Genomic DNA, 25,955 nt, shown 5'->3' with positions numbered 1-25,955 from the left:
CGCCTATTGGTAATCCGATATGATGGTGGCCCGGGCAACAAAAGCACCCTCATCCGGAAGTGAAGCGGGATTCGCCACAGGAACCACGGTTAATGTGGGCGGTCGGGTTAAATTGATGGGAATGAACTGGTTCAACCGCATTGGTGTACCATTTTGTTCAATGCGTATGCCTAATCCACTTTTATTAGTTACCACGGCAGTATTATCAAAGCTAACGGCCGTGGCTTGTATACTGAGCCTGACACTACCCGTACCGCTGCAATGAACAGAATAGGGCACTGGGCGGCGATATTTATCACCGTCAATTCCTCTAATAATCACGTTGTCAAAATCGACTTCGATCAATCCACCGCTATTGATTTCACAAGGGATAGACTCAACCAATCTCCCCTGGAAGTTAACATTTACTGCTGAAGCAGCAGGCAGGTTTAACCAGAGATAGCATAGATTTATCGCTAAATATTTAAGTGTTGGTGTCCTTTTCTTCATTTCCAACCTCTCACTGATATTCAACTAATAAAGTCGAGGTCGCAGTGAAGTTACCTCCCGTTACCGTACCGCTACCATTTTTCACCAACATAGCGCTTAGAGCAGGTCGGGCAGGGTTGGTGAAATTTTTCCAGCTATTCAAGGTTAATTTTCCACCATCACTCTTTAGCATTATGCCCAGATTAGATTTACTCGTGCTTAATAGCGTGCCATCAAATGAGGCTCCCGTACCTCTAAGCTGCATTTTCAGCGCGTTGGACGTTGCCGCTGAACAATCTAAGACATATGGAATTGGCTTTTCGTAAATCTGACTGTCGATTCGTCCTATAATAATGTCGCTGCCGAAATCTATTGGAATGTCTCGCTTACCGTTAATGATACAAGGTGGAGCGAATACTTTACCTTTTACTGTGATACCAACAGAAAACGCCCGGGCTGAATGGTTAACACACATCATTGCAATGAATACAGCCACGCACTTCCAGGTGAAACCTGGTCTTGGATAATTCAATGCGTTTTTATTAATCATAATTCAACCTGAAGTTGACGTTAGCCCAATAACTTCCCGCACGCAGCGCGTCGCGGGTACGTTCAGCGGCAATGTAATAAATCACGACATTGTTGGCCGGGGTTAATAAAAGCGGCTTTCCTTTTTGTCCCAGCACAACGTTGTTGCGGTGCGCGTCTTTTAAACGCAGCCCCATACCCTCAACACCCTGAGCTTTAATTAATTGCGGATTCACGGGATCTTCAATCGCGGTGAAGGTGAATGACACCGCAGGCTGACTGGCACTCCATGCAAGATTGCCTCTGACATCGTGATTTGCAGAAGAAGTGCGTAAACAGTCATGTAAGTACAGCGCAACAGGGATCAAATTGCCGTTATCACCTGAACGCTGTAAGTCACCCGTGGCGACATTGCCTAAAGAAACAGATTGGTCAGCCGACCGCATATCCAACCGACATGCACTTTCAGTTAACGTCCCATGAGCACGGATAACGCCGTAATTGCCATCCACCAGACCATCAGTAAATCCTGCCTGTGCCAGAGATGAGAATAACAGTGTGCCAGTCAGGAGCACTGGGCCTTGTAACTTCCTGATTACCGAAGTTGTGCGCGCCCTAAAAACTATTTTTTTCATGAGTTCATTTCCTGATTATTTTGGCGTTGCGCGCTTGCTGGTATCGACACTGCAAACATTGCCGCTGCATTTAAAGGTCAGTGCTGTCTGGCCGCCGTAATCATTGACGTAGACCAATACTGGCGTAGCACCCAGTGCTGCTGCGCTGCCGCCCAATAAAGCCTGGTTTTTAGGTAAAATCATCAGTGCATCAAATCCTTTAATGACATCACCCTCTTTTTTGGCGCTGGCACCAATCAACGTGATGTAATAAGGCGTGGGGTTGATGACGGTATATTTATCACCGCTTTTACTCAGCGTAATTTTCTCCTGAAAAGGCAACGCATGCTGTGCAGCCGCTGCCTCTGCTAGTGAGGCCGGGCGATAAAAAAGTTTGATGCGTGTTTGTAGTGCAATCTGTAACACATTCGGCTTATCGCTTTTAGGCGGAATTTCGCGCAGATTAAAATAAAACAGTGATTCCCGATCTTGTGGCAATTTTTTAAATGCGTCAGAGGATGATAGTGCCTGAACTTTTACCTGGCTTTCGGCTTTAGGTTCGATGCGTTGTACCGGCGGCACAACCGTGAGCGGGCTATTCGCATTCAGCTTTTCACCTTGTTCGTCTTCAAGCCAGCCTTGTGCTAAATAAGGCAATTCAGTGTTCTGATTACTCACTGTTAAACTGACGGACTTCTCTGATCCGGGGAATATCACGCGTGTCCTGTCCAGTGAAATAGCCGCAGAGACGGAATGAGCAACAAGAGTCAATGTAGTTGCAGTTATAATGTTAAACCATTTTTTTGCTTTCATTTTTTTTCCGATAAGTAATTTTGCTGGCGCATACGTGTTTATGATCGCGATATTTTTTCGCAAGGAAGTAAAATATTGTTCATCATGTTTGAGGGCAGAATTTCAGGTAAAGATATCTTGCACTGCTCTTCATCATTCCAGCGCACCATCATTGTTTCACCTGAGTTGATTCCACTTAGGTAGACATTGCCATCGTCATTGACGATACCCGCTTCCTGATTCTTCATATTTAAAACGGTGGCGCCGAAAGGCGGAGCGGAACCATCGGACAGCCGTATCATTGCCATTGCTTTCTCACCAGCAATGACATTGAATTTTCGATAACCAATTGCCCCTTCAGTTAACGTTCCCTGAACCACGGATTGTGGAACTTCTACGTTATCCGCCAACTTATCGACATTAATGCGCACACTGTTGCGATAATAGCTGCTGATATCGCTCACCACGGCTTTGCCAGAATTATTGGTATAGACGGGATTGCTGTATCCGCCGACAGGCACGCCTGCAATTCCATCGGTATCAACCAGCATACGAGTCCCTCCTAAAATACCGCCGCGATGGAGTGCACCACCTTGTGGGGTAAGTGTGGCACCACCCTGAACTGAAACCCCGAGTGCGCTGTATTGGCCCTCGCGATAGCTCGCCGAGCCATTCATTTGTGCGAGAGTGCCGTTATGGGTGTAATAGCCGCTCAGATCGGCACCCTGGCGTGCAACACCTGTACTCACCTGATAAGAATCGGCCTCGCCCACACGGCTGTAATAACTGACACTCTGACGGTTATCGCCTTTGGCATACGACCCGTTGTAACTCACTGTGCCAGACTCACCCCACGGCAGTGACAGCGACATATACATACCGTCGTCATTGGTGTTATTAAATTTGTTACGGTACGCCGTCAGTGAAAGGCTGAGATTTCGAAATCGGCCCAGATCGAAATAGCGTGAGAGTGACAGGTCATAACGATCGTTAGCAGCCTGATTCCAATAGGTCTGATGGTTGTAATTCAAATACGCTGTAAGATTCAGCGATTCAAATTGCTGGTTAAGCGAGATGGTGTACATCTCTTTGCTGCGGCCAGCACTGATTTCGCCGTCCAGGGAATCCAGATATTCGGCCATTGAGCGAAAACCACTGTCTGAGAAACGGTAGCCGGCAAATGTGACCTGGCTGCCTGTATTTTCGAAGCGTTTGGCATAACTCAGGCGATAAGAACCACCACGTTGAACGTCCTGATTAGGGGCTTTAGCCCGCGACATCGTGACATCCGTTGACAGCGCGCCTAATGACAGGAGATCTCGACCAATCCCCATCGATAGCGCGTTATATTCCTCGCCACCCATTCCTCCGCCATAAAGCGACCAGCCGTTGCTGATCCCCCAGGAAAATTCTCCGGCAGCGAACAGAGGGCCTTCCACTCGGTGCTTCCAGTCGCTGGGTTTTCCGATGGTTGTTTTGTAGCGTATCTGGCCAGGGCGGGTCAGATAGGGGATGGTTGCGGTACTCACCTGATACTGTGTGATGCTGCCATCCTGCTCTTCCACACGAACATCAAGAGTGCCGGAAACGGCGCTATCAAGATCCTGAATACGATAGGGACCGGCCGCGACCTGCACTTCTTTAATGATGCGGCCCAGCTGGCTGATGATGATCTTCGCATTGCTTTTTGCCACACCGCTGACTTCTGGAGCATAGCCGCGCAGATTGGGTGGCAACATATTGTCATCTGATACCAGACTTAGACCTGTGTAACGGAAGCTATCGAAAAGAGAAGAGCTGAGATAATCTTCACCCAAACTGAATTTCGCGCCGATTTTACTCAGGGCGCGATAGGCATAGAAGCGGCTCCAGTCCCAGTTATGGGTATCTGCCTCATGATTCTTGCCGCTGCGACGGTCATAACGCGCCTGCCAATCTGCGCGCAAACGCCATGCCTCGAAATTCGCACCGCTGGTACCGTTGCCTGACAAATTGGTGCCACTTCCACCGCCCGCGCCGTTTTGTTGCAAGCTTTGCAGGTTGAGGTTGTAGTCAAACAGGGCACCGGAAATCCCCTCTTCCCAGCGAGCGGGGGGATCCCAATAAGGGCTGCTGTACTCGAGGTAAGCTTGCGGAATGCTTATGAACAGCGTCGATTTGCCTAAATCACCGCGCACCTCCATCCCTGGAATGCTTTCCAGCGCAAGGCACTGTCCATCCCGCCACCATGTGAGTTTGGCTAAAGAAGATTCCTTGAGTCCAAATTGCGGCAACATTTCGGGGGTCACACAGGCAACCGTTTCATTGGCATCCTGTTCGGAAGGATAGAAATGAATTTGTCTCTCGGAAAGAGGGATGGCATTCAGGTTGATAGACAGGGAATAAGTTCCAGGCAGAATAAAACCTTTACGTGAAAACTGGCTGAGATCGATATTGCTGCGATCTTTAAGATCGAGAACATCCGTATTGAACTGCACTTCGCTAGCTGCATTCGATGATGTCAGTTTTCCAATGAATAAGAGCGTCCCAACGGCGGTAAGACAAAAGAGTGAAGCCGCTTGACGCGGAAGGCATAACAGCATGATCGCGAGCCTCATTAGTTATAATCTATTCTGAATCGAATCGTTAATTGGTGATCGCCAGCTTGTAATATTTCCTGATTGCCGACTAAGTTCAGTGTGTATTTAAGGTGCATGTTATCTGCCATGAGATCTCTTTCAGGCAGATGTACGCCCGGGGATGCTATGTTGCCCACATGGTCACTGATTCTTACCGCGACACCGCTGGCCATGCCTGAAGTTTTGAAATGGCCTTTATCTTCCTCACCATCGAACATGACTTTAAAATTTTTCCAGTCGGGTTTACTGGGGTCTAATTGGGTGAGGGTGCAACCAAATAAACGAATGGAAAATTCTTTCTTTGGTCCTTGTCCTTCCCGAATGATTTTGCTGACAGGATGGTTTCCCATAAAAAGGGTCTGGTCACGATCGCCGACTTCAATTGCGCATGGTGTCTCAACTATTGAACCTGTCATGTTCACGCGACCCAATCCTTCAGTGTTTGCAACTGATATTTTTGTTATTAGCAAAACACCTAAAAATAAAAAAAAGGCGGCCGAATATCGTGAAAGTAATGACTTAAAAAACATCGACGCACTCCGGAATAGAGGAGAGAAAAAACCTGCGGCAGATAAACCGCAGGTTAGTAAAAGCGTTATTGATTAGTTGTAGTTCAGTACGAAGTTCGCTGGCACCTGGAAGGTACCCGGCACGATGGTCGCTGCTGCACCACCGCCCTGAACGCGAGCAGCGAAGGTCAGGGTGTTATTGCCGTTGATAACGGTCTGGCCAGTGGACGCAGTGTTCAGTTTGACTTTCACACCATCACCATCAGTCAGGACGATAGATGCACCACTGGCATCACCACCGACCAGAGCAAGGCTATCAGAGTCGTGTGGAGAGGCAGCTCCGGTAAAGGTGACGCTGACTTTATCTTTGGTACCTGGTGTGGTGATGACGCAATCTTCCAATTCAATATGGAAAGACTTGGGACTGGATGAACCGGTATTTCCGTTCGCGGCCAGTGCCACATTGGAAATGGCACCCAGCGGAACGGTTTGATCTAATGAACCCGGTGCAATAGAGCAAGGTGCATCAATAATAGAACCAGTGAAGGTCACTTTACCGGTGCCACCTGCAGCGTAGACAGAGGATGCGGTAAACAGGCTTAATACAGACAGGGCGATAATACACTTTTTCATTTAATATCTTCCATTTGGTTTGTACCCATATTTCTTCTTTTGTAAGAAATATGCTTAAAATGAAATCCCACCAGGCGTTAAAGTAATTAATTTCGCCTCTGATCTGAAGAGATTTCATTATTTACACACTGCTATCAGGTGCTCCTGGAATATGCAGGTTCAAAACTGCATGATTCATTATCGCTTCGCCTTTTGATTCTTTTTATTAGCGTTGTTGGGAAACATTATGAATACCGAGCGGTTTTATGAAAATAAGATTTGTTTTCTGATGGTGTAGTGAGTGAATGGGCTGTTTGTCAGGGATGCATTACAAAGGAAGTGATAAGAGGTAGGGGGGGCAGGTTGTCAACGATTTAATCTAAATGACCTATTATTCCAATTGATAAAAACTATAACATCGCAAGATAACGGTTAATGTGAGCCGCGTTGGAAATATTACGAGAACAGTTAACAATATTTATTAATAATCTATGACTCTCATGACCAGCTAGCCATGAATAAAGTCGCCCACGCCATTATCCGCGCGGACAGTTTTATTGTTATCGGTTCAGCACCTGCGCACCGGCATTTTTTTCCAGCCGGCATACATCAAACAGCGACATCAACACCAATAAAGCCACACCCGCAAATGCGATGTGAATGTCATTCTGTTCAATGGCGGCATGTTCGTGCCACAGCATTGCTCCGCGCAAGAACAGGGCGGCCAGCGCAATACCGGCACTCATGCTGAACTGGAAGAAGATACTGAACACCACGGAGGCATCACTCATTTTGGTCTGTGGTACATCGGCAAAACCTAAACTGTTGTAGCAGCTGAACTGCAGCGACCGCGACAATCCGCCAATAAACAGAATGGCGGCAATCGCGAAGTAGCCGAGTGAAGGGCTGAGCAGCAAGCACCCTAACATTGCTGCCAGGCTGATGACGCCGTTCACCATCAATACTCGTCGGAAGCCAAAGCGTTTCATCAACCAGGTAGTCGCGGGTTTCATTGCCAGATTGCCGGCAAATACCCACAGCACCATGGCACCTGCCTGCGCAGCACTCCAGCCAAAGCCAAGTTGGAATAGCAGAGGAAGCAGAAATGGCACGGCGTTTATCGAAGCACGAAACAGTGAACCGCCGACAACAGCATTTCGGAAGGTATTAATGGTCATCGCACTGAACGGCAGCAGCGGTTGTGGATGGCTGAAGCTATGGCGATAGGCCAGAACGCTGCACAGAACTCCAGGTAACAGTAATGGAATGCCAAGGCTAAGATGCATTTGTCCGAGCGCTTCCAGGGAGATAATCAGTGCGGTGCAGGCGGTAGCGGTTAGCACAAACCCGCGCACATCAAATCGACGTGTTTGCTCAGCTTTGAACTGGGGTACCAAATAAACGGTGGCGATAATGGCGATAATCCCGAGCGGGATATTGAGCCAGAAGATCCATGGCCAGTGGCCGTAAGTGACAATCAAACCTCCAAGCGGCGGACCAAGCACGGGCGCGATCAAACCCGGCCAGGTAATAAAGGCGATGGTTTTCACCATGTCTTTTTTTTCGGTCACACGTAACACCACCATGCGGCCCACCGGGACCATCATGGCACCGCCAATGCCCTGCAATACCCGACTTAACGCAAACATCGGTAGAGTATCGCTGAGCCCACATAGTATTGATGCGACAGTAAAAATCAGGATGGCACAGGCAAACACGTTGCGCGCACCGTAGCGCTCCGCTAGCCAGCCGCTCATGGGAATGCCTACCGCCACGGCTAACAAATAAGCGCTGACACCCACGTTAAGCGCCACCGGGCTGGCGGCGAAATCGTGTGCCATTTGGGGAATGGCGGTGGTGATGACGGTGGCGTCGAGATTTTCCATAAAGAAGGTAACTGCGACCAGCAGTGCGAGCAGCAAAGTGCGGTTGCCTGAGATGCCATTTTGCGTCATAGCGCCATTCCTTTCTCTTCCGTGCGAATCAGGATTAGGGAGAGAATAGTTTCGGGCGCAATCGTTTTCTATGCAAGTTTAGCCTTATAAAATCCAGTCGTTACGGATTTGATATTACTGTCTCCGCAGTAGCGAATTAGGCAGACTCTCTCTATGATGGATTTTTTCCCGGATGATTGTCGGGAACGATCAATGACTTAGGAAAGAAACCACGCGATGACTCTGTTAAACGACCTCGATCTGCGTCAGCTGGAAGCCTTCTCGGCAGTGATTTCAGCCGGCAGCGTGACGGCGGCCGCCAAAGCGCTCAATCGCTCGCAGCCCGCCGTCTCCCGCCTGATTCAGGAGCTGGAGCAGTCGCTGGGTTATCCGCTGTTTATCCGCAATGGTCCGCGTATTCATCCCTCGGAAGAAGCGCTGCAGCTGCATCAGTATGTGCAGAAAGCGCTGCTGTCGCTGCAACAGATTCGACTGCGCGCACAAGAGATCGCGCATCAGCAGCATCGCCCGCTAAGCATTGCCGCCACGCCTGCGCTGGCCGCCGGATTATTGCCGCAGGCACTGGCCGCACTCAATTTACAGAACAAAGTGCAAATCATCAGTGAGTCCGCCGTGCAGACGGCACATGCAGTGATCACCGCTGAAGCAGACATCGGTTTGTGCAGCTTGCCGCTGGAGCATCATGCGGTGGAGTTGCACTGGATTGGGCAATCACAGTGCGTAATTGCGCTGCCGGAAGAGGATGAGCTGGCGGCACATAGCGCGCTATCGCTGAGCCAGCTGGCAGGCCGCCGTTTAATCGCGCCATGGAGTCCGCAACGTCTGCGCGGCCGCTATGAAAAAGCATTGAAGAAGGTCAAAGCGCCGCTGCTGGAAACCATTGAAACTAACTCATCGGCAAATATTCTGGGCTGCGTGCGTGCCGGATTGGGCGTGGCGATCCTCGAACCGGTCACCGGCTGGGGCATGCCGCTGGCCGGTGTGGCGATTCGTCCGATTCAGGAAGACATCCCTTACTTCTTTGGCGTGATCACGCCGCAAGGCCGGCAGATTTCCAGCGCCGCCCAGGCACTGGTGGAAGCGCTGGCAGACGCCGCTGCTCAGCTGCTGCCAGGGTTTGAACGTCTGCCTGCCAGTGAACATCCGCGCATCATGCGAGTGATAAACCAGGAGTCATAGCGGGGCAATTGAGTTCATCCAACAGCATTAGCGCTTCAATTAGAAATGAAGCGCATCGCTACGCATCTGAACCGAATGCATTAAGGCACGCAATAGCCCTATTACGCTACAGCGGCAGGATATAGCACAGCGGCTTCCTTATTTATCAGGCGCGGCGAATCCCTTCATTTTCAACGCTTATAACTTTTTCGGCATAAGATATAAGAAATCCATTGGTCAAATCCTGAGCGCAATTCTTGACTCCGATTTAGGGCAAGAGGATTATGCGAAAACTTAGCTCTTATTATGCGTATTGATGATTGTTAGCTACCTATTATGCGTTTTATAGATAATTAAAAAGGTAGAGTCATCGGCGTGTTTTAACCGTTTTCGCTCGCTCTTAAAGCGATCGCTGACACCAGGGAAATCTCTCTATGACGTATGCCGCCAACGGTCTTGCCGCACTGGAAGCTCAGCTTCAGCAGGATCTGGAATATCTGGAACTGCCCGCCAAATCCTGGGTACCGGAACGCACCTTTCAGAGTGCGCCGGTACGCGATGTGGTGGTGATTGGTGCGGGCATGTGCGGTCTGGCGGCACTGGCCAAATTACAATTCACCGGCATCCGCAATGTGGTGGCTTATGACGCCGCACCCGCTGGGCTGGAGGGGCCGTGGATCACTTTTGCGCGTATGGAAACCCTGCGCTCACCAAAAACGCTGCACGGCCCGGCTCTTGGCCTCGCGCAACTGACCTTCCGCGCCTGGTTCACGGCGCAGTGGGGCAAAGAGGCGTGGCAGGCGCTGGACAAAATCCCTAAAGCGCAGTGGATGGATTACCTGATTTGGTACCGCAAGGTGCTGAATCTGCCGGTGCACAACAACGTGCGTGTCACCAGCATTGCACAGGCCGGGGATTTGATTGCGCTGGATTTGGAGGGTGCCGAAACCGAGCGTGTTTATACGCGCCGTTTGGTGCTGGCCACCGGACGTTCTGGCCTCGGTGGCTTCGCCTTGCCGGATTTCCTGCAGGGCATTGATCGCAAGTTCTGGGCACACTCCGCTGATGACATCGATTTCGCCGCCTTACAAGGCAAGCGCATTGCGGTGATTGGTGCCGGCGCCTCGTCGATGGATAACGCGGCTACTGCGCTGGAGCAGGGCGCGGGTGCAGTGGATCTACTGATTCGTCGCAAAGAAATGCCACGCATCAACAAGATGACCGGCATTGGCAGCCAGGGTGTGGTGCACGGTATGCATCAACTGCCGGACGCGTGGAAGTGGAAGTTCGTCGATTACACCGCCGCAACCCAAACCCCACCGCCGCGCTCTTCCACTCTGCGCGTATCACGTCATGAGAACGCGCGCTTCTTCCTCGATTGCGGTATTAACGCCGTTAAACAGGAAGAAGACGGCTTGCTGATTGAAACTACCCAAGGCGCACTGCACTACGACTTTTTGATCGCCGCGACGGGCTTCACCAATGATTTCCACGGCCGCCCGGAGTTTGCCGCTATCGCGCCACATATTCGCAGCTGGTCCGATGGTCGCTATCAGCCTGAGATGGGCAATCCGCGCCACAGCCTGCTGGAAGCGCCAGATCTCGGTCCTTCATTTGAGTTCCGCGAACTGACGCCTGATGCCTGCCCGATGCTGGCACACATTCACTGCTTCAACGATGCCGCCATGCTGACGCACGGCAAAGTCTCCGGCGACATTCCTGCGGTGAGCGCGGGGGCCGATCGCCTGGTGCGCGGTATTACCGCCTCGCTGTTTGCCGAGGACGTCGAGCAGCACTACGCCAACTTACAAGCTTTTGACACCCCTGAATTACAGGGCGATGAATGGGTGGATTCAACCCCGTTACTAAAACAGGAGAACGCGTTGTGAGCGACGCTATTGATCAAGCAGCCGGATTAACACCAGAAGAGGCGCTGTATCAGACGCGCCGCCTGCGTCCCGAATTTGTTGAGGGTGCGGAAGCGTGCCGTGTGTCAGTACTTACGCCAGAAGACGATCAGGGTTTACCTGGAGATCTGCGTCTGGCACTGGCGCAGCGTATGGCGGTGTTGAACTACGATGCGCCGCTGCAACGTGATTACCAGGCGCAACTGGCGGCGTTAAACCCGTCTGAAGCGCTACTGGCGCTGGCATCGGGTTGTGCCGTGTCGGAAGAGCCGCTGGCTACTATTGCGCGCCATGCCGATATGGTCACGCAGCAGCCGATTCAGGCCACCGAGCAGCACATTCGCTTACTGGAGCAGGCTGGTTTGAGCAATCCGCAAATCGTCGCGCTCTCTGAGCTGATCGCTTTTGTTAACTTCCAGACGCGCGTCGCGGCTGGTTTACGTCTGATGAGGTCCGCATGATTCCGTCGGTTAATCTCAAGCCGCTGCACTGGCATCCGTATATCACGCCAGTGGATGTTGAACAGGCGACACCGGCGCAGCTCGATGCGATGAAAGTCACGCCGTCCAACAAGAAGATCTCCGAGTACGTGCGCACGCTGGTGCACGATCCCGAGAGTTACACCGCACGTACCGGGCTATTCAACGCCATTATGTATGTCGAAGGTGGCCTCGATCGCGCCGATCGTGAGCTGGGCGCATTAGGTGCTTCGATCGTCAACGGTTGCCGCTATTGTGCGGTGGTGCACGCGCGCCGTCATGCGCAGTTAGCTGACAGTGACGCCGTGGTCAGTGCCATCTATTTTGATAGAGCGGATGTGTTAGGTGAACGCGATGCGGCGATCTATCACTTCGCCCGCCGTTTGTCGGTCACGCCGTCTGAAGCCACGCCGGAAGATGTCGCGGCACTGCGCGCCGTCGGCATGAACGATCAGGAGATTATCGATCTGATCCACGCCATCGCCATCTTTGGCTGGGCCAACCGTCTGATGCATGTGCTCGGCCATGCTGACCTGAACAAATAAGGGCTGCACCGGATGTTAGAACTCAACAATATTACGCTCTCATACGGCAGCAATCCGATCCTGAAAGGGGTTGATTTGTCGGTAAAACGCGGCGATGTGGTATCGATCATCGGGCCAAGCGGCACCGGGAAAACTACGCTGCTGCGCTGCATCAACTATCTGGCGAAGCCATCAGCCGGGACCATTCAGCTGGATCAGATCCGCATGGATTATCAGTCACCGGATAAAGCGGCGATCCAGGCGATCCGCTTGCGCACCGCCATGGTGTTCCAGCAGTTTAACGTGTTCAAAAACATGACGGTGCTGGAAAACGTGATGGATCCGCTGATCGTCATCCAGCATAAAACCAAACAGCAAGCGCGCGACATCGCCGTGCAGGAGCTGGAGCGTGTGGGTCTGGGTGCCAGGCTTGATCACTATCCGTCGCAGCTGTCTGGCGGCCAGTTACAGCGTACCGGTATCGCCCGTGCTTTGGCGGTGCGTCCGGATGTGATGCTGTTTGATGAACCGACCTCATCGCTCGATCCGGAGCTGGTGGGTGAAGTGCTGAAAGTGATTAAAGACGTGGCGTCATCCGGTATTACCTCGCTGCTGGTGACGCATGAGATGCAGTTCGCGAAAAGCATTTCGAATCGCATCGTGTTTATGGATCAGGGTGTCGTGGCCGCGCAGGGCAGTCCGACAGAGATGTTTGATAACCCAACCCTGCCGCGCCTTGCACAGTTCCTCAGTTCAGAACGAGCATTCTAATAATTAAAGGAATCAGAGACATGCCTGCAATCAAAACCACATTACGTCGCCTGGCCGCGCCTGGCATCATCGCCCTGGCCCTGATCAGCGGTAACAGCTTTGCTGACGCGGTACGCACCATCAAAATCGCGACCGCAGCGGAATCCAAACCGCTGTCATGGGGCGCCATCGGCCACGAACCTGAGGGTTACGAGCCGGACGTGCTGAAAGCCATTAACGCGAAACTGCCGCAGTACAAGTTTGTGATGGAAGGCGCGGCGGATATCGCGCAGGAAACCGGCCTGGTGACCGGCAAATACGACATGGCGACTGGTGGTTACTACAAAGCGCCAGCACGCAGCAAGCAGTTCCTGATCCCGGATGCACCGATCGGTGCCAGCCTGATGAAGATCTACAGCCGCAGCGATAGCAATATCAACGGCATGAAGGATCTGGTCGGCAAGAATATCGTGCCTGTGACCGCAGGCGGCGGCGTGTATAAGTTCGTCACCCAGTGGCAACAGGACAACCCGAACGACAAAATCACCATCAAAGCGTCCAGCGCGGGCGTGCCTTACCCGGATCGCCTGAAAGAAGTGCAGAACGGGAAATACGATGCGCTGATCCTGCCTTCAAACCTCGGTGAGCAGACGGTGATCGACAACCAGAAGCTGGCGATCAAAGCCAGTGAGCCAGTGGTGATCAACAATACCTATGTACTGATCCACCGCTCTGCCGAAAACCAGGCCCTGAACGATGACGTGAACAAAGCGCTGAAAGAACTGAAAGACGACGGCACGCTGGATAAGCTGGCGCAGAAGTGGTTTGGCGAAGAAGTCACTAAGTACATGAAGTAATAGATTCACTGCGCCCGGTGCTGAGCCGGGCGCATGCTGTCCTTTTTAGCAGGAGTGTTTCACCGTGAATCTATCCTCCATGATTCCAGAACTGCTGTCGGCGCTGCCACTGACGCTCGGCATCATGTTTGTCGCGATGATTGCCGGGTTCTTTCTGGCGCTGATCGCCACCGTTTTTCGCGTGCGCCGTATTCCCGTGATCAGCCAGCTGGCCGATCTCTACGTTTCCTATGCGCGCAGCGTGCCCGTGGTGCTGCAGCTGTTTGTGGCCTTCTACGGCATGCCGCTGATCACCGATAATTTCGGCTTTGGTGACTTCTTTACCGCCAATGTGGCGGCGATGATCGGCCTGAGCCTGTATCACGGCGGCTATCTGTCGGAAGTGATGCGCCCGGCATACCTTGCGGTGGAACGGGGTCAGCACGATGCCACCGACAGCCTTGGCTACAGCTTCCGCCAGAAAATGCTGCGGGTGATTGGCCCGCAGGCGGTGCACTTTTCGCTGCCGGGTTACGGCAATGCGATTATCTATCTGATTCACAACGTGGCGCTGGTGATGTACATCGGTGCGGCAGATGTGATGGCGACCGCGCACCTGATTATGGAACGCGATTACAACCAGTATCAGTTCGGCACCTATCTGGTGTTGGCCGTACTCTATTCACTGCTGTGCGGTGTGGCGTGGCTGGTTATCCGCTTCTTTGAACAACGTCATGCGAAGTACAGCTCTAAGTCTGCACCGCGCGTGAAGTTCACCACCAGCGTCTGAGTCGGGGAGACAAACCATGTTTGATGCTGAGGTTTTGCTGCCGGACTTCTGGAGCATTCTCGATGCGGTACCGGTGACGCTGCTGATGGCGGTCACGGTATTTATCTGTTCGACGCTGTTGGGCGGGTTGTTTGCCTTTATCGAACATCGCCGCATTCCCGTGCTGCGCCAGCTGGTGATCACCTACAAAATCGCCTTCAAAGGCGTGCCGATGGTGGTGGTGATTTTTCTCGCCTATTACGGCTTGCCACCGGCGCTGCACTTTGTTGCCACGCTGTTTGGCGTCGAGGTGAATGCCCATTCACTGCCGAACTGGGTGATCATCATTGTGGCACTGAGTGCCTGTGTCGCGGCATTCCAGGCCGAAGTGTGGAAAGGCGCGCTGAACTCGTTCGACAGTGGACAATCCGATGCAGCCTTATCACTCGGCTACAGCGGTGGACAGCTTTTCCGTCGGGTGATGTTCCCGCAGATTATCGTGGCGGCGATCCCCGATCTGGCGAATGCGTTTATGGTGATCATGAAAGCCCTGTCGCTGGCATTTGCGATTGAAGTAGTGGATATCTTTGCCCAGGCGCAGTTGACGGCGGCGCTGAATTTCTACTACCTCGAAGCCTTCCTGATTGCGGTGGTGTTCTACATGGTGATTGCTTATGTGGTCACTAATATCGCCGACAAGATTGAGGCGGCGCTGCGCGTGCGCACCTAGAGATGGCTAAGTTGTGATGAAACGGCAGCCCAGTGTGGCTGCCGTTTTTTTTGGCAAATTTGCGCGATAAATCTTGCTGCTACAGGGCCCGCACGGGTTGGGTAGCGGCGCAATTCATTGCGCTTCACCATGAACACTCCTTGCTATCATTATGCAAGTCACTTGCAAAATGATAGTCACTCTGCAACAGTACTCCGCATTAGACACTGCCCGGAATACCCACCATGAAAAACGAACCGCTCTATCAAATGGCCTGCCCGATTGCGCGCAGCCTTGGCCGCGTCGGCGATGGCTGGAGCATGCTAATCATGCGCGATGCGCTGGCCGGTTTTACCCGTTTTGACGAATTCCAGAAAAACAGCGGCGTGGCGCCGAACATCCTGTCGCGCCGCCTGAAAGAGCTGGTGGAAGATGGTTTGCTGGAAAAGGTGTGTTACAGCACCACGCCGATGCGCTTCGAATATCACCTTACGCCCGCCGGACGTGATTTGCGTGGCGTTATCCTGGCGCTGGCCGAGTGGGGCAGCACCCACTTCTCGCCGGAAGGAAGGCAGATGCAGCTGGTGGAAACCGCCACCCAGCGTCCAGTGAAACCGCAGCTGGTCGATAGCGAAAACGGCCAACCACTCACCAGCGATAAATACCAAATGGTGCCCGGCCCGGCAGCGGCGCCGATCATGCACTATCGCCATGATTATTTGCAGAAAAAACGCGCGGGTGACAGCACGCTGAAATTCTCTCCGCCTGTTACAGAGAAACAGCCATGACCCGCACGCGTAAAAAATACGCTCTGCTGCTGGCACTGGCAATCGGCGGTTTAGCGGCGGCAGGTTATGGCTACTATTGGTGGCACACCGCGCGCTTTATGCCTTCGACCGATGATGCCTATGTTGGCGCAGATATCAGTGCCATCTCCGCCAAAGTGTCCGGTTACATTCACACGCTGGCGGTGCAGGACAACGCACAGGTGAAAAAAGGCGATCTGCTGGTGCAGTTGGATAACCGTGATTATCTGGCGGCGGTGGATCAGGCAACGGGCGAAGTGGCGGCACAGCAAGCCGCGTTAAGCGATATCGCCGCCACGCGCCAGCTGCAACTTGCCACTATTGCGGGCACGCACGCCTCTCTGCTGGCAGCGCAGGCGGTGACACTGAAAACCACCTCCGATCAGCGCCGTTACAGTGCGCTGGCCAGCAGCTCCGCGGTGTCACAGCAGATCCGCGATCATGCTCAGGCCGATTACCATCAGGCGATGGCGGAAGAGAGCAAAACCCGCGCCGACAAAACCGTTGCCGAGCGCCAGTTGCAGGTGCTGGATGCCCGTGAGCAGCAGGCCAAAGCCGCCTTAACTCAGGCACAAGCGGGGCTGGCGATGGCGAAGCTCAATCTTGAATACACTGAAATCCGCGCCCCCTTTGATGGTGTGGTGGGCAACCGTCGCGCCTGGTCAGGTTCTTATGTCAGCAGCGGCACGCAGCTACTGTCGCTGGTGCCTGTTCAAGGGCTGTGGATCGATGCCAACTTCAAAGAGAGCCAGCTAGCCAATATGAAGCCGGGGCAGGTGGCTCGCATCGTCGCGGACGTGTTACCCGGTCGCACCTTTAATGGCCATGTTGGCAGCCTGTCGCCAGCCACCGGTTCACGCTTCAGCATTCTTCCGGCAGAAAATGCCACTGGCAACTTCACCAAAATTGTCCAACGCGTGCCGGTGCGCATTGTGCTGGACGGCGACGCGGCGGTGCTGGGTCTGTTACGCCCTGGTCTTTCCGTCACGGTGACGGTGGATGAGAGAAGCGCGCGATGAGCAGTGTGGCCGCACCGCTGATGGCACCGGCGGAGATGCCAGTGAACAAGAAGGTGTTTGCCTTTGCCACCATGTGCATCGGCATGTTTATCGCCTTGCTGGATATCCAGATTGTCTCCGCCTCATTGCGGGATATCGGCGGAGGGCTATCGGCGGGTGACGACGAAACCGTGTGGGTACAAACCAGCTATCTGATCGCGGAAATCATCATTATCCCGCTTTCCGGCTGGCTGGCGAGCGTGATGTCCACACGCTGGCTGTTTGCCGTCTCCGCCTGCGGATTTACGGTAATGAGCTTGCTGTGCGCCTGGGCGTGGAATATTCAGAGCATGATCGCCTTTCGCGCCTTGCAGGGATTGGCGGGCGGCTCGATGATTCCGCTGGTGTTCACTACCGCCTTTGCCTTTTTCCAGGGCAAGCAGCGGGTGATTGCGGCCGCCACCGTGGGTGCGCTGGCCTCATTAGCCCCGACGCTAGGGCCCACGGTCGGCGGTTGGATTACCGATAACTTCAGCTGGCACTGGCTGTTTTACATCAACATCATCCCCGGTATCTACATCACCATTGCGGTGCCGCTGCTGGTCAGGATCGACTCGCCGAATCCCGAGTTACTGCGCGGTGCGGATTACTTCAGCATTGTCTTGTTGGCGCTATCATTGGGCTGTCTGGATTACACCCTGGAAGAGGGGCCGCGCTGGGGTTGGTTTGACGATAGCACCATCACCACCACGGGCTGGATCGCATTGCTGTGTGGCGTGCTGTTTATCTTCCGCACGCTAAACCACGCCAAGCCGATCATGGATCTGCGCGCGTTAAAAGATCCGTGCTTTAGCCTCGGCTGTTATTTCTCGTTTATGGCTGGCGTGGGGATCTTCGCCACCATCTATCTCACGCCGCTGTTTCTTAGCCAGGTGCGCGGCTTTAGTGCGCTGGAGATTGGGTTGGCGATCTTCTCCACCGGCATTTTTCAGATCCTGTCGATCCCGTTTTATGCCTGGCTGGCGAATCGCGTTGATCTGCGCATTTTGCTGGCGTTTGGCCTGATGAGTTTTGGTGTATCGATGTTTTTCTTTGTGCCGATTACCCATGACTGGGGCGCCAAAGAGCTGCTGTTCCCGCAGGCGTTTCGCGGCATGGCGCAGCAGTTTGCGGTGGCGCCCACCGTGACGCTGACGCTCGGCAGCTTGCCACCCGCGCGACTAAAATTAGCCTCAGGACTGTTTAATCTGATGCGTAATCTCGGTGGTGCCATCGGCATTGCGCTGTGCGGCACCGTGCTGAATGACCGCACCAATTTGCACTTCAGCCGCCTGGCCGATCACCTCAACAGCGGCAGTTTGTCGCTCGGCGACTATCTGCAATCGCGCACCGCAGCCCTGATTTTCAATGGATTAAGCCCGGATGCGGCGCACACAGCGGCGCTGCAATCGCTGGCTTCACTCACCCTGCGCGAGGCGCGCACGCAGGCTTTTTCGGACGCATTCTGGCTGATCATGGTCGGATTTTGTATCGCTGCGCTGCTGGTTCCTTTGATGAAAAAGCCCGCAGCTTAAGGAGTTATCGATGAAACGTATTGTGATTACTGGTATGGGGATGGTTTCCCCGCTCGGCTGCGGTACAGAAGCGGTGTGGCAGTCATTGCTCGCGGGAAAATCGGGGATCAGCGCCTTACCGGACGAGATGGTACAGGACATCAGCTGCAAAATTCCCGGGCAGGTGCCTACGCTGGATCAAGATCCGCAGCATGGCTTCGATCCCGAGCGCGTGATCGCGCCAAAAGATCGCAAGAAAATGGATCGCTTTATTGAGTTTGCGCTGGTGGCGGCGCATGAAGCGCTGACGCAAGCCAACTGGTTCCCGCAGGATGAGGCAGATCGCCAGCGCACCGCGACGGTGATTGCTACTGGCATTGGTGGTTTCAACGAGATCGCCAACGCGGTTGAAACCACCACCAATCGCGGCCCGCGTCGTTTATCGCCGTTTACCATTCCCTCTTTCCTCGCCAATCTGGCGGCAGGGCATGTGTCGATTGCCCACGGTTTTCGCGGCCCGATTGGCGCCCCTGTCACGGCGTGCGCGGCGGGCGCGCAGGCGATTGGCGATGCGGCGCGAATGATTCGCAGTGGCGAGGCGGATGTCGCGCTGTGCGGCGGCACCGAGGCGGCGATCCATCGCGTCAGTCTGGCGGGCTTTGCGGCTGCGAAAGCGATGTCAGGCGGATTTAACGATCACCCTGAGCAGGCGTCTCGTCCGTTTGACCGTGACCGCGATGGCTTTGTGATGGGAGAGGGCGCGGGCCTGCTGGTGATTGAGTCACTGGAACATGCACAGGCACGCGGTGCGACACCGCTGGCGGAGCTGGTCGGCTACGGCACCAGCGCCGATGCGTACCATCTCACCGCTGGACCGGAAAGCGGCGAAGGTGCGCGCCGCGCGATGGAAACCGCGCTGGCGCAGGCGGGCATCGGCCCGGCAGATGTGCAGCATATCAATGCTCACGCCACCTCGACGCCAGTGGGTGATAAGGGCGAGCTGGCGGCAATCCGCACGCTGTTTGCCGGCAGCGATGTGGCGATTACCTCGACCAAATCCGCCACCGGGCATCTGATGGGCGCGGCGGGCGGCGTGGAGGCGATCTTCTCGGTCCTGGCACTGCGCGACCAAATTGCACCACCAACGCTCAATCTGCTGCATCTCGATGAAGCCGCTGCCGGGCTGAATGTGGTGGCGCTGAAACCCCTGCCGATGGCGATGCAGTATGTGCTGTCGAACGGCTTTGGCTTCGGCGGCGTAAATGCCAGCTTGCTGTTTAAGGGTTGGGATGAGGTTTTCCGTTAACGTGCTGGGAAGACTGACGGCAATAAAAAAGGCCGCTGTTTACAGCGGCCTGGAGGGCGGGGTGAATTAGCGCTTTTCCAGCGCTTCCCACAGACCCATAAGGTAAGTGGTGCCGAGTGCGCGGTCATACAGACCGTAGCCCGGACGTCCGGTTTCGCCCCAGATAAAGCGGCCATGATCGGAACGAATGTAGCCATCGAAGCCGTTGTCGTGCATCGATTGCAGCACCTTGTACATATCCAGCGAGCCATACTCAGTAGGATGTGCGCACTCGTAGAAATCTTTGTCCTGAATAATCTTGATGTTACGCACGTGCGCAAACGGAATACGTTTACGGCGTGAGAACTCGGCCAGAATACCGTACACATCATTCTGCGGATCTTCCGCAATCGATCCGGTACACAGCGTGATGCCGTTAGCCTCTGAATCCACCACGTTACAGATCCAATCGAGGTCTTCGCGATTCTTCACAATGCGTGGCAGACCGAAGATCGAGTACGGTGGATCGTCAGGATGGATCGCCATCTTCACGCCCACTTCTTCACATACCGGGATCACCGCTTTCAGGAAGTAAGCGAGGTTTTCACGCAGCTTGTTGTCGTCAACGTCTTTGTATTGCGCAAACAGATCCTGCACTTTCGCCAGACGCTCTGGCTCCCAGCCTGGCAACGCGAAACCGTTTGAGTTGCCCAACACTTCCTGCACCACTTCGTCGAGGCTCTTATCGATGCCTTTCTTCTCGAACGCCATGGTGAGTGAGCCGTCTGGCAGCACGTAGTTCATGTCGGTCTTCATCCAGTCAAATACCGGCATGAAGTTGTAGCAGATCACTTTCACGCCGACTTCAGCGAGGTGACGAATGCTCTGCTTGTAGTTCTCAATATATTGATCGCGGCTCGGCAGGCCGATCTTGATGTCGTCATGAATGTTGACGCTCTCGATCACTTCCACCGTCAGACCGGCGGCATGTACCTGATCAACCAGTGCTTTAATCTTATCTTTCGGCCAGGTTTCCCCGACCGGCACGTCATACAGCGCGCCGACTACGCCACGTACACCCGGCACCTGGCGTATATATTCCAGCGAAACTTTATCTTCTTTGGGACCAAACCAACGCATTGTCAGTTGCATAATCTCATCCACCGTCATCGTGTTGCTGCGATAACTGTTAAACTACCATTCTAGTAAACATGATCACAGCATCGACTAACGAATATCTCTTGATCCGCGTCACAGAACACAATTTCTTCGGAAAAGCAGGCGGTGTGGCGGATTTACGCGGCCTAAATTTAGTTCGGGTGCTAACGCAACGAGAACGGAAAGAAGAGGTACGCCTTTTCCCAGGCGCGTTTTCTACTGCCTTGCAGGAATAAAGAAAGTTTTGTTAGCTGAAATAACCTCAATGCTTCGCCGTTCCCTCTGAGCTTGATGCAATTTTCCGCTACTGATCGGCTTTTCATTTGTTTTATTTATCAGAAACTTCCTGGCAGGCAGAATAACCCTTATTTCCTCTCCGTCAGCCATCATGTCCGAAGAAGCGCTGCGTCAGCAGATTCAGAACCTGAAAAAGCATAATGCGCGCTTGAAGCGCATAGCGCATGACGCGCGAAACAAGCTGAATGCGGCGCTGGACGGAACCGGTTTATGTTTGTGGCAGCTGGATATTCCCAGCGGCAAGCTGGTGATTTTCAATCGACGCTGGGGTTCGATGCTGGGTTTCCAGCCGAAAGAGACTAAAGCGCAGTTTGAAGTCTGGCGCGAACGCCTGCACCCCGATGACGCCGATGAAGTGCTCAAGGCGTTTTACGATCATATCGAAGGGCGTGCGCCTTACTATGAGGCGCTGCATCGCATGCTGGGTAAGAACGATAAAATTACCTGGGTGCTGGATCGTGGGCGTGTGACCGAGTGGGACGAAGAAGGCAATCCGCTTAAAGTCACCGGCACGCACATCGATATGACCAAAGAGAAGCAGTATGAAGCGCAACTCTCTTCATTGGCGCATCACGATCCGCTGACCGGCCTGACCAACCGCCACGCGCTGCAAACGTATTTCAGCAAAATGAAAGCGCAGGGGCCGCTGTGCGTGGCATTTATCGATCTCGATAACTTTAAGCATGTTAACGACACGCTCGGCCATCGCAGTGGCGACGAAGTGTTGATTCAGCTCAGCCAGCGCATTCTTGACCAGGTGCCACCGAACGTGGTGGTGGGCCGTCTGGGCGGGGATGAGTTTGTGCTGCTGATGCCGTTCCTGATCGATTTCCCCAAAGTGCGCATCATGATGCAGGCGGTGCTGGATGCCGCACTGACGCCGTTTGATGTTGATAACGGCCATGCGCAGATTGGTGCTTCCATTGGCGTGGCGACGGTGCAGCCGCACTTTAGTTTTGATGAGGCGCTGACGCGTGCCGATGAAGCGATGTACCAGATTAAGAAGAACGGCAAGCAAGGGTTTGGCCTGGCGGGGTAATCTTTTGTGGTTGCGGAAACAGACGCGCGCCACCGCCAAAGTCTGTGTCCCCATTTGCAGCAAAGCCCTCTCACCTGGAGAGGGCCATAAACCGCCTTTAACTCAAAACGCGAAGCACGAACAGCCCAGCGCACCCCAGAAGGCATGGTTATCCGACACCGGTACCGAAGACTGGCGTGCCACATCGTGTGAGTGGCTGTGTACCCCACAAGGGCCGCTGCACTGGTGCACTTTCGGCATCATCGCCGCACGACCAATGGCTTGCGGTGGCGCGCTACGGTAGTGGCCCGGCACGGTGACCACCGGAGACCACTCTGGCAACACTGGCACCGGTGGTGGTGACAGCGGCGTAAACCCACCTGCGGCATACACCACTTCGCCATCGACCAGCGTCAACACGGATTCAATCCCTTTAATCTCCTCTTCCGGCACGCTAAAGAAATCTTTCGACAGCAGCACCAGATCCGCCAACTGACCGACTTTGATTTCCCCTTTGGCATTCTGCTCGCTGGAGAACCAGGCGCTGCCTTTGGTCCACAGCATCAGCGCGGTTTCGCGGTCAATACGCGCATTGTCATCGTACAACTGCATGCCGCCGACGGTGCGGCCAGAAACCAGCCAGTAGAGCGCGGTCCATGGGTTATAGCTGGCGACGCGCGTGGCATCGGTGCCCAAACCAACTGGCACGCCTGCATCCAACATGCGTGCTACCGGCGGTGTCTGTTTGGCGGCTTCTTTACCGTAGCGATCGACAAAGTATTCGCCCTGGAATGCCATACGATGCTGCACTGCCAGCCCGCCACCCAGCGCTTTGACGCGCTCAATGTTGGCTTCGGTGATGGTCTCGGCGTGGTCAAAGAACCAGTGCAGGCCGTTAAACGGAATATCGCGGTTTACTTTTTCAAACACGTCCAGCATGCGGCTGATCGATTCGTTGTAGGTGGCATGCAGACGGAACGGCCAGCGATGCTCAACCAGATGGCGCACCACGCGCTCCAGTTCATCTTCCATGCCGGGGGCCAGGTCGGGGCGCGGTTCGAGGAAGTCTTCGAAATCTGCCGCCGAGAACACCAGCATCTCGCCCGCTCCATTGTGACGCAGGAAATTGGTGCCCTGGCCCGGCTTCAGCATGTCGGTCCACTTCTCGAAATCTTCCAGTTCATGGCCGGGACGCTGAGTAAACAGGTTGTAGGCAATGCGCACCGTCAGCTGCTTTTTGGCGTGCAGTTCCGAAATCACATCGTAATCATCGGGATAGTTCTGGAAGCCGCCGCCCGCATCAATGGCGCTGGTCAGGCCGAGGCGGTTCAGCTCACGCATAAACTGACGTGTGGAGTTAACCTGCTGTTCCAGCGGCAGCTTCGGTCCTTTCGCCAGCGTGGCGTACAGCAGCATGGCGTTAGGGCGCGCAATTAGCATGCCGGTCGGGTTACCGTTGCTGTCACGCTGGATTTCACCGCCCGGTGGGTTCGGCGTGTCTTTGGTGTAACCGACCACGCGCAGCGCAGCGCGGTTCAGCAGGGCACGGTCATACAGGTGCAGGATGAACACTGGCGTATCCGGCGCGGCGGCGTTGATCTCATCCAGCGTCGGCATGCGGCGTTCAGCAAACTGGAATTCACTCCAGCCGCCGACGACGCGCACCCACTGCGGTGAAGGGGTGCGCAGCGCCTGTTCACGCAGCATACGCAGCGCATCGGCCAGTGACGGCACGCCTTCCCAGCGCAGTTCAAGGTTGTAGTTAAGGCCACCGCGAATCAGGTGCAGGTGTGAGTCGTTAAGGCCAGGAATACCGGTGTGGCCTTTGGCATCAATAATCTGCGTGTCGTTACCAGTAAAGCGCATCACTTCCGCTTCGCTGCCTACCGCGAGAAACTTGCCGTCTTTGATCGCCACCGCAGTGGCGAACGGGTTGGCGCGATCCACCGTGTGGAATTTGCCGTTGGTAAAAATCAGTGTGGCCGTTGTCATCATCTCTTCTCCAGTTAGATTACGCGTTGCGGCCAATAAGCCACTGTTTTAAAACACGGGTAACGATCGGCATCCACAGGAACACCACCAGTGCCACCACGCTGGCATCATTTAGCAAGTGGCCCCACAGCGTGCCGTGCGCGGCGGGCAACACCTGATTCCAGAACCACGGCACCAGGTTGGTAGAGGGAAAAATCACCCCCAGCGTCAGTAAGTATTGTTTCCATTTCGCCGGTTTGACCTGGCCTTTTTGCGTCGGGGTAAACCAGAACGCGGCGCCGGGGCGCACTTCAATGTGTTCTGGCTGTGCCAGCATCGCTGGCAGGTTCTGGATTAACGTTTTGCGCTGATCCGATTTCAGCCAGGCGTACAGCTCATCCAATCCGGTAAAACGAATCAGCACGGTGTAAGCATTGTCGCCGTGCACCGGGCGCAGCACGTTGACGCCAAGATGGCCAGGAAAGCTCGCAGCCTGCGGCATGATGGTGTCGAGCCACTGCTCATAATGGGCCTGCTGTTCTGGCAGGATGCTGTGGGTAATCACCAGCGTCACATGGTTGGCTTGTTGTGAGTAATTCATCGTAAGTTCCTGAGTTTCCGCTGGTGAAAGTGCTTGCGTCGTTGAGTAAAAAAATACGAAATGAGAGCGTTTATTGATAACGGATAGATTTTGGGTTGTTGTTCAACAATTTTTGGGGAGGCATGGGGTATGCGTTTAAACCTTGAGGCGCTGCTGATTTTGGATGCGTTGGATCGCCACGGCACCTTTGCCGCTGCGGCTGCGCGCTTGTTTAAAACCGCGTCGGCGTTGAGCTACACCGTGCAGAAGATGGAGAGCGATCTCAAGATCACGCTGCTCGATCGCTCCGGCCATCGCGCCACCTTCACCCCGACCGGGCGTTTGATGCTGGAAAAAGGACGCACCCTGCTGCGCGCGGTGAATGAGTTAGAGCAACAGGCGCGCTACGTCGAAAGCGGCTGGGAAAGCCAGTTGGTGATCAGCGTCGATGCCTCACTGCCGTTTCGCATTCTCACGCCGCTGATTGATCAGTTTTATCAGGAGCACCCGCATACTCAGCTGCAATTCCGTCAGGACGTGCTGGCTGGCTGCTGGGAAGCGCTCAACTATGGCGAAGCGGACATTGTCTTTGGCGCGGTGCAGGAACCCGCCACGCGCAAAGAGATTGTCTGCCAACCGCTCGGCTGGCTGGATTATGTGTTTGCTGTCGCGCCGGAGCATCCTCTCGCTTCCGCACCTGAACCACTGCTGCGCGAGCAGATTCGTCAGTACCGCGCGGTGACGGTTCACGACTCGTCTCGTCACGGTGCAGGTATCGATTTACGCGTGCTGGATGAGCAGAAGACGCTGAGCGTGCATGACTTCCCGGCGAAACTGCAGGCGCAACTGGATGGCTTGGGCTGTGGTTACCTGCCGCTATACCTGGCGAGGCCGCATCTGGAGAGTGGCGCGCTGGTGGCGCGCCAGCTGGATAGCGAATGCCGCCGCGATATGGCGTATCTGGCGTGGAATGAAACCGCGACCGGCAATGCGGCCACCTGGTGGCGTGAGCACCTGCTCACGCTTCCTGGATTACAGGAGATTTATTCTCCCGCGTAAAG

Annotated in this window: 25 protein-coding genes; 14 read left to right on the top strand and 11 right to left on the bottom strand. The window is 54.3% G+C overall.

Annotation, left to right across the window (positions count from 1 at the left end; genetic code table 11):
• Window positions 1-3: 3 nt before the first annotated feature.
• The 8 genes from AC6I8L_RS16220 to AC6I8L_RS16185 all read right to left on the bottom strand — a co-directional run bounded on the left by AC6I8L_RS16220 (window position 4) and on the right by AC6I8L_RS16185 (window position 8,096).
• Window positions 4-489, bottom strand: a complete 486-nt coding sequence (locus AC6I8L_RS16220) for a fimbrial protein (RefSeq protein WP_072226486.1) — start codon at window positions 487-489, stop codon at window positions 4-6.
• A 10-nt stretch (window positions 490-499) separates the two neighbouring features.
• Window positions 500-1,018, bottom strand: coding sequence for a fimbrial protein (locus tag AC6I8L_RS16215; protein ID WP_058959285.1), 519 nt, complete (start codon window positions 1,016-1,018; stop codon window positions 500-502).
• Window positions 1,011-1,631, bottom strand: a complete 621-nt coding sequence (locus tag AC6I8L_RS16210) for a fimbrial protein (RefSeq protein WP_064511322.1) — start codon at window positions 1,629-1,631, stop codon at window positions 1,011-1,013. Before AC6I8L_RS16210 ends, AC6I8L_RS16215 begins: the two co-directional genes overlap by 8 nt.
• 15 nt (window positions 1,632-1,646) lie before the next feature.
• On the bottom strand, window positions 1,647-2,423 hold the full coding sequence (locus AC6I8L_RS16205) for a fimbria/pilus periplasmic chaperone (protein WP_058959287.1): 777 nt from the start codon (window positions 2,421-2,423) through the stop codon (window positions 1,647-1,649).
• A 38-nt stretch (window positions 2,424-2,461) separates the two neighbouring features.
• Window positions 2,462-4,984 carry an outer membrane usher protein gene (locus AC6I8L_RS16200; protein ID WP_058959288.1) on the bottom strand — a complete coding sequence of 841 codons (2,523 nt, stop codon included), beginning with the start codon at window positions 4,982-4,984 and terminating at the stop codon, window positions 2,462-2,464.
• A 14-nt stretch (window positions 4,985-4,998) separates the two neighbouring features.
• Entirely contained in the window at window positions 4,999-5,550 is a 552-nt protein-coding gene (locus AC6I8L_RS16195) for a fimbrial protein (protein ID WP_479399553.1), read from the bottom strand.
• 72 nt (window positions 5,551-5,622) lie between these two features.
• Entirely contained in the window at window positions 5,623-6,162 is a 540-nt protein-coding gene (locus AC6I8L_RS16190; RefSeq protein WP_058959290.1) for a fimbrial protein, read from the bottom strand.
• A 539-nt stretch (window positions 6,163-6,701) separates the two neighbouring features.
• Window positions 6,702-8,096, bottom strand: a complete 1,395-nt coding sequence (locus AC6I8L_RS16185) for an MFS transporter (RefSeq protein WP_058959291.1) — start codon at window positions 8,094-8,096, stop codon at window positions 6,702-6,704.
• A 216-nt stretch (window positions 8,097-8,312) separates the two neighbouring features.
• Here AC6I8L_RS16185 and AC6I8L_RS16180 point away from each other — a divergent pair, with 216 nt between their 5' ends.
• The 12 genes from AC6I8L_RS16180 to fabF all read left to right on the top strand — a co-directional run bounded on the left by AC6I8L_RS16180 (window position 8,313) and on the right by fabF (window position 19,891).
• Complete coding sequence (locus AC6I8L_RS16180; RefSeq protein WP_058959292.1) at window positions 8,313-9,275, top strand: LysR family transcriptional regulator; 963 nt, start codon at window positions 8,313-8,315, stop codon at window positions 9,273-9,275.
• Window positions 9,276-9,688: 413 nt separating this feature from the next.
• Window positions 9,689-11,143, top strand: coding sequence for an NAD(P)-binding domain-containing protein (locus tag AC6I8L_RS16175; RefSeq protein ID WP_058959293.1), 1,455 nt, complete (start codon window positions 9,689-9,691; stop codon window positions 11,141-11,143).
• Window positions 11,140-11,622 (top strand): CMD domain-containing protein, encoded by a 483-nt coding sequence (locus AC6I8L_RS16170; protein WP_058959294.1) that lies wholly within the window; start codon window positions 11,140-11,142, stop codon window positions 11,620-11,622. Before AC6I8L_RS16175 ends, AC6I8L_RS16170 begins: the two co-directional genes overlap by 4 nt.
• Window positions 11,619-12,185, top strand: coding sequence for a peroxidase-related enzyme (locus AC6I8L_RS16165; RefSeq protein WP_058959295.1), 567 nt, complete (start codon window positions 11,619-11,621; stop codon window positions 12,183-12,185). The genes AC6I8L_RS16170 and AC6I8L_RS16165 overlap by 4 nt, the downstream gene beginning before the upstream one ends.
• Window positions 12,186-12,197: 12 nt before the next feature.
• Window positions 12,198-12,935, top strand: a complete 738-nt coding sequence (locus tag AC6I8L_RS16160) for an amino acid ABC transporter ATP-binding protein (RefSeq protein ID WP_058959296.1) — start codon at window positions 12,198-12,200, stop codon at window positions 12,933-12,935.
• A 20-nt stretch (window positions 12,936-12,955) separates the two neighbouring features.
• Window positions 12,956-13,771, top strand: a complete 816-nt coding sequence (locus AC6I8L_RS16155; RefSeq protein ID WP_034823325.1) for a transporter substrate-binding domain-containing protein — start codon at window positions 12,956-12,958, stop codon at window positions 13,769-13,771.
• A 79-nt stretch (window positions 13,772-13,850) separates the two neighbouring features.
• Window positions 13,851-14,540: an amino acid ABC transporter permease gene (locus AC6I8L_RS16150; protein WP_201785659.1), complete on the top strand. Its 690-nt coding sequence runs from the start codon at window positions 13,851-13,853 to the stop codon at window positions 14,538-14,540.
• A 16-nt stretch (window positions 14,541-14,556) separates the two neighbouring features.
• On the top strand, window positions 14,557-15,249 hold the full coding sequence (locus AC6I8L_RS16145) for an amino acid ABC transporter permease (protein ID WP_058959298.1): 693 nt from the start codon (window positions 14,557-14,559) through the stop codon (window positions 15,247-15,249).
• A gap of 224 nt (window positions 15,250-15,473) precedes the next feature.
• A complete protein-coding gene (locus AC6I8L_RS16140; protein ID WP_034823322.1) occupies window positions 15,474-16,016 on the top strand; it encodes a winged helix-turn-helix transcriptional regulator in 543 nt (180 codons plus the stop codon).
• Window positions 16,013-17,053 carry an HlyD family secretion protein gene (locus AC6I8L_RS16135; RefSeq protein ID WP_058959299.1) on the top strand — a complete coding sequence of 347 codons (1,041 nt, stop codon included), beginning with the start codon at window positions 16,013-16,015 and terminating at the stop codon, window positions 17,051-17,053. Before AC6I8L_RS16140 ends, AC6I8L_RS16135 begins: the two co-directional genes overlap by 4 nt.
• Complete coding sequence (locus AC6I8L_RS16130) at window positions 17,050-18,606, top strand: DHA2 family efflux MFS transporter permease subunit (protein ID WP_058959300.1); 1,557 nt, start codon at window positions 17,050-17,052, stop codon at window positions 18,604-18,606. The genes AC6I8L_RS16135 and AC6I8L_RS16130 overlap by 4 nt, the downstream gene beginning before the upstream one ends.
• Window positions 18,607-18,616: 10 nt before the next feature.
• Window positions 18,617-19,891 carry a beta-ketoacyl-ACP synthase II gene (fabF, locus tag AC6I8L_RS16125; protein WP_058959301.1) on the top strand — a complete coding sequence of 425 codons (1,275 nt, stop codon included), beginning with the start codon at window positions 18,617-18,619 and terminating at the stop codon, window positions 19,889-19,891.
• 66 nt (window positions 19,892-19,957) lie between these two features.
• On the opposite strand, the gene uxuA is transcribed toward fabF, so the two are convergent.
• A complete protein-coding gene (gene uxuA / locus AC6I8L_RS16120) occupies window positions 19,958-21,022 on the bottom strand; it encodes a mannonate dehydratase (protein ID WP_034823371.1) in 1,065 nt (354 codons plus the stop codon).
• Between the two features lie 394 nt (window positions 21,023-21,416).
• Between uxuA and AC6I8L_RS16115 the strand changes: the two genes are divergently transcribed.
• Complete coding sequence (locus AC6I8L_RS16115; RefSeq protein WP_058959302.1) at window positions 21,417-22,364, top strand: sensor domain-containing diguanylate cyclase; 948 nt, start codon at window positions 21,417-21,419, stop codon at window positions 22,362-22,364.
• A gap of 102 nt (window positions 22,365-22,466) precedes the next feature.
• Here AC6I8L_RS16115 and AC6I8L_RS16110 read toward each other — a convergent pair whose 3' ends face one another.
• Window positions 22,467-24,335: an amidohydrolase gene (locus tag AC6I8L_RS16110; RefSeq protein WP_374754030.1), complete on the bottom strand. Its 1,869-nt coding sequence runs from the start codon at window positions 24,333-24,335 to the stop codon at window positions 22,467-22,469.
• A gap of 19 nt (window positions 24,336-24,354) precedes the next feature.
• Window positions 24,355-24,915 carry an antibiotic biosynthesis monooxygenase gene (locus tag AC6I8L_RS16105; RefSeq protein ID WP_058959304.1) on the bottom strand — a complete coding sequence of 187 codons (561 nt, stop codon included), beginning with the start codon at window positions 24,913-24,915 and terminating at the stop codon, window positions 24,355-24,357.
• A gap of 129 nt (window positions 24,916-25,044) precedes the next feature.
• On the opposite strand from AC6I8L_RS16105, the gene AC6I8L_RS16100 reads away from it, so the two are divergent.
• Window positions 25,045-25,953, top strand: a complete 909-nt coding sequence (locus AC6I8L_RS16100) for a LysR family transcriptional regulator (protein WP_058959305.1) — start codon at window positions 25,045-25,047, stop codon at window positions 25,951-25,953.
• Window positions 25,954-25,955: the final 2 nt, after the last annotated feature.

The organism is Type-E symbiont of Plautia stali, assembly GCF_059731115.1.
Note: the sequence above shows the minus strand (reverse complement) of the source record. Positions and strands in the feature narration are given on the sequence as shown.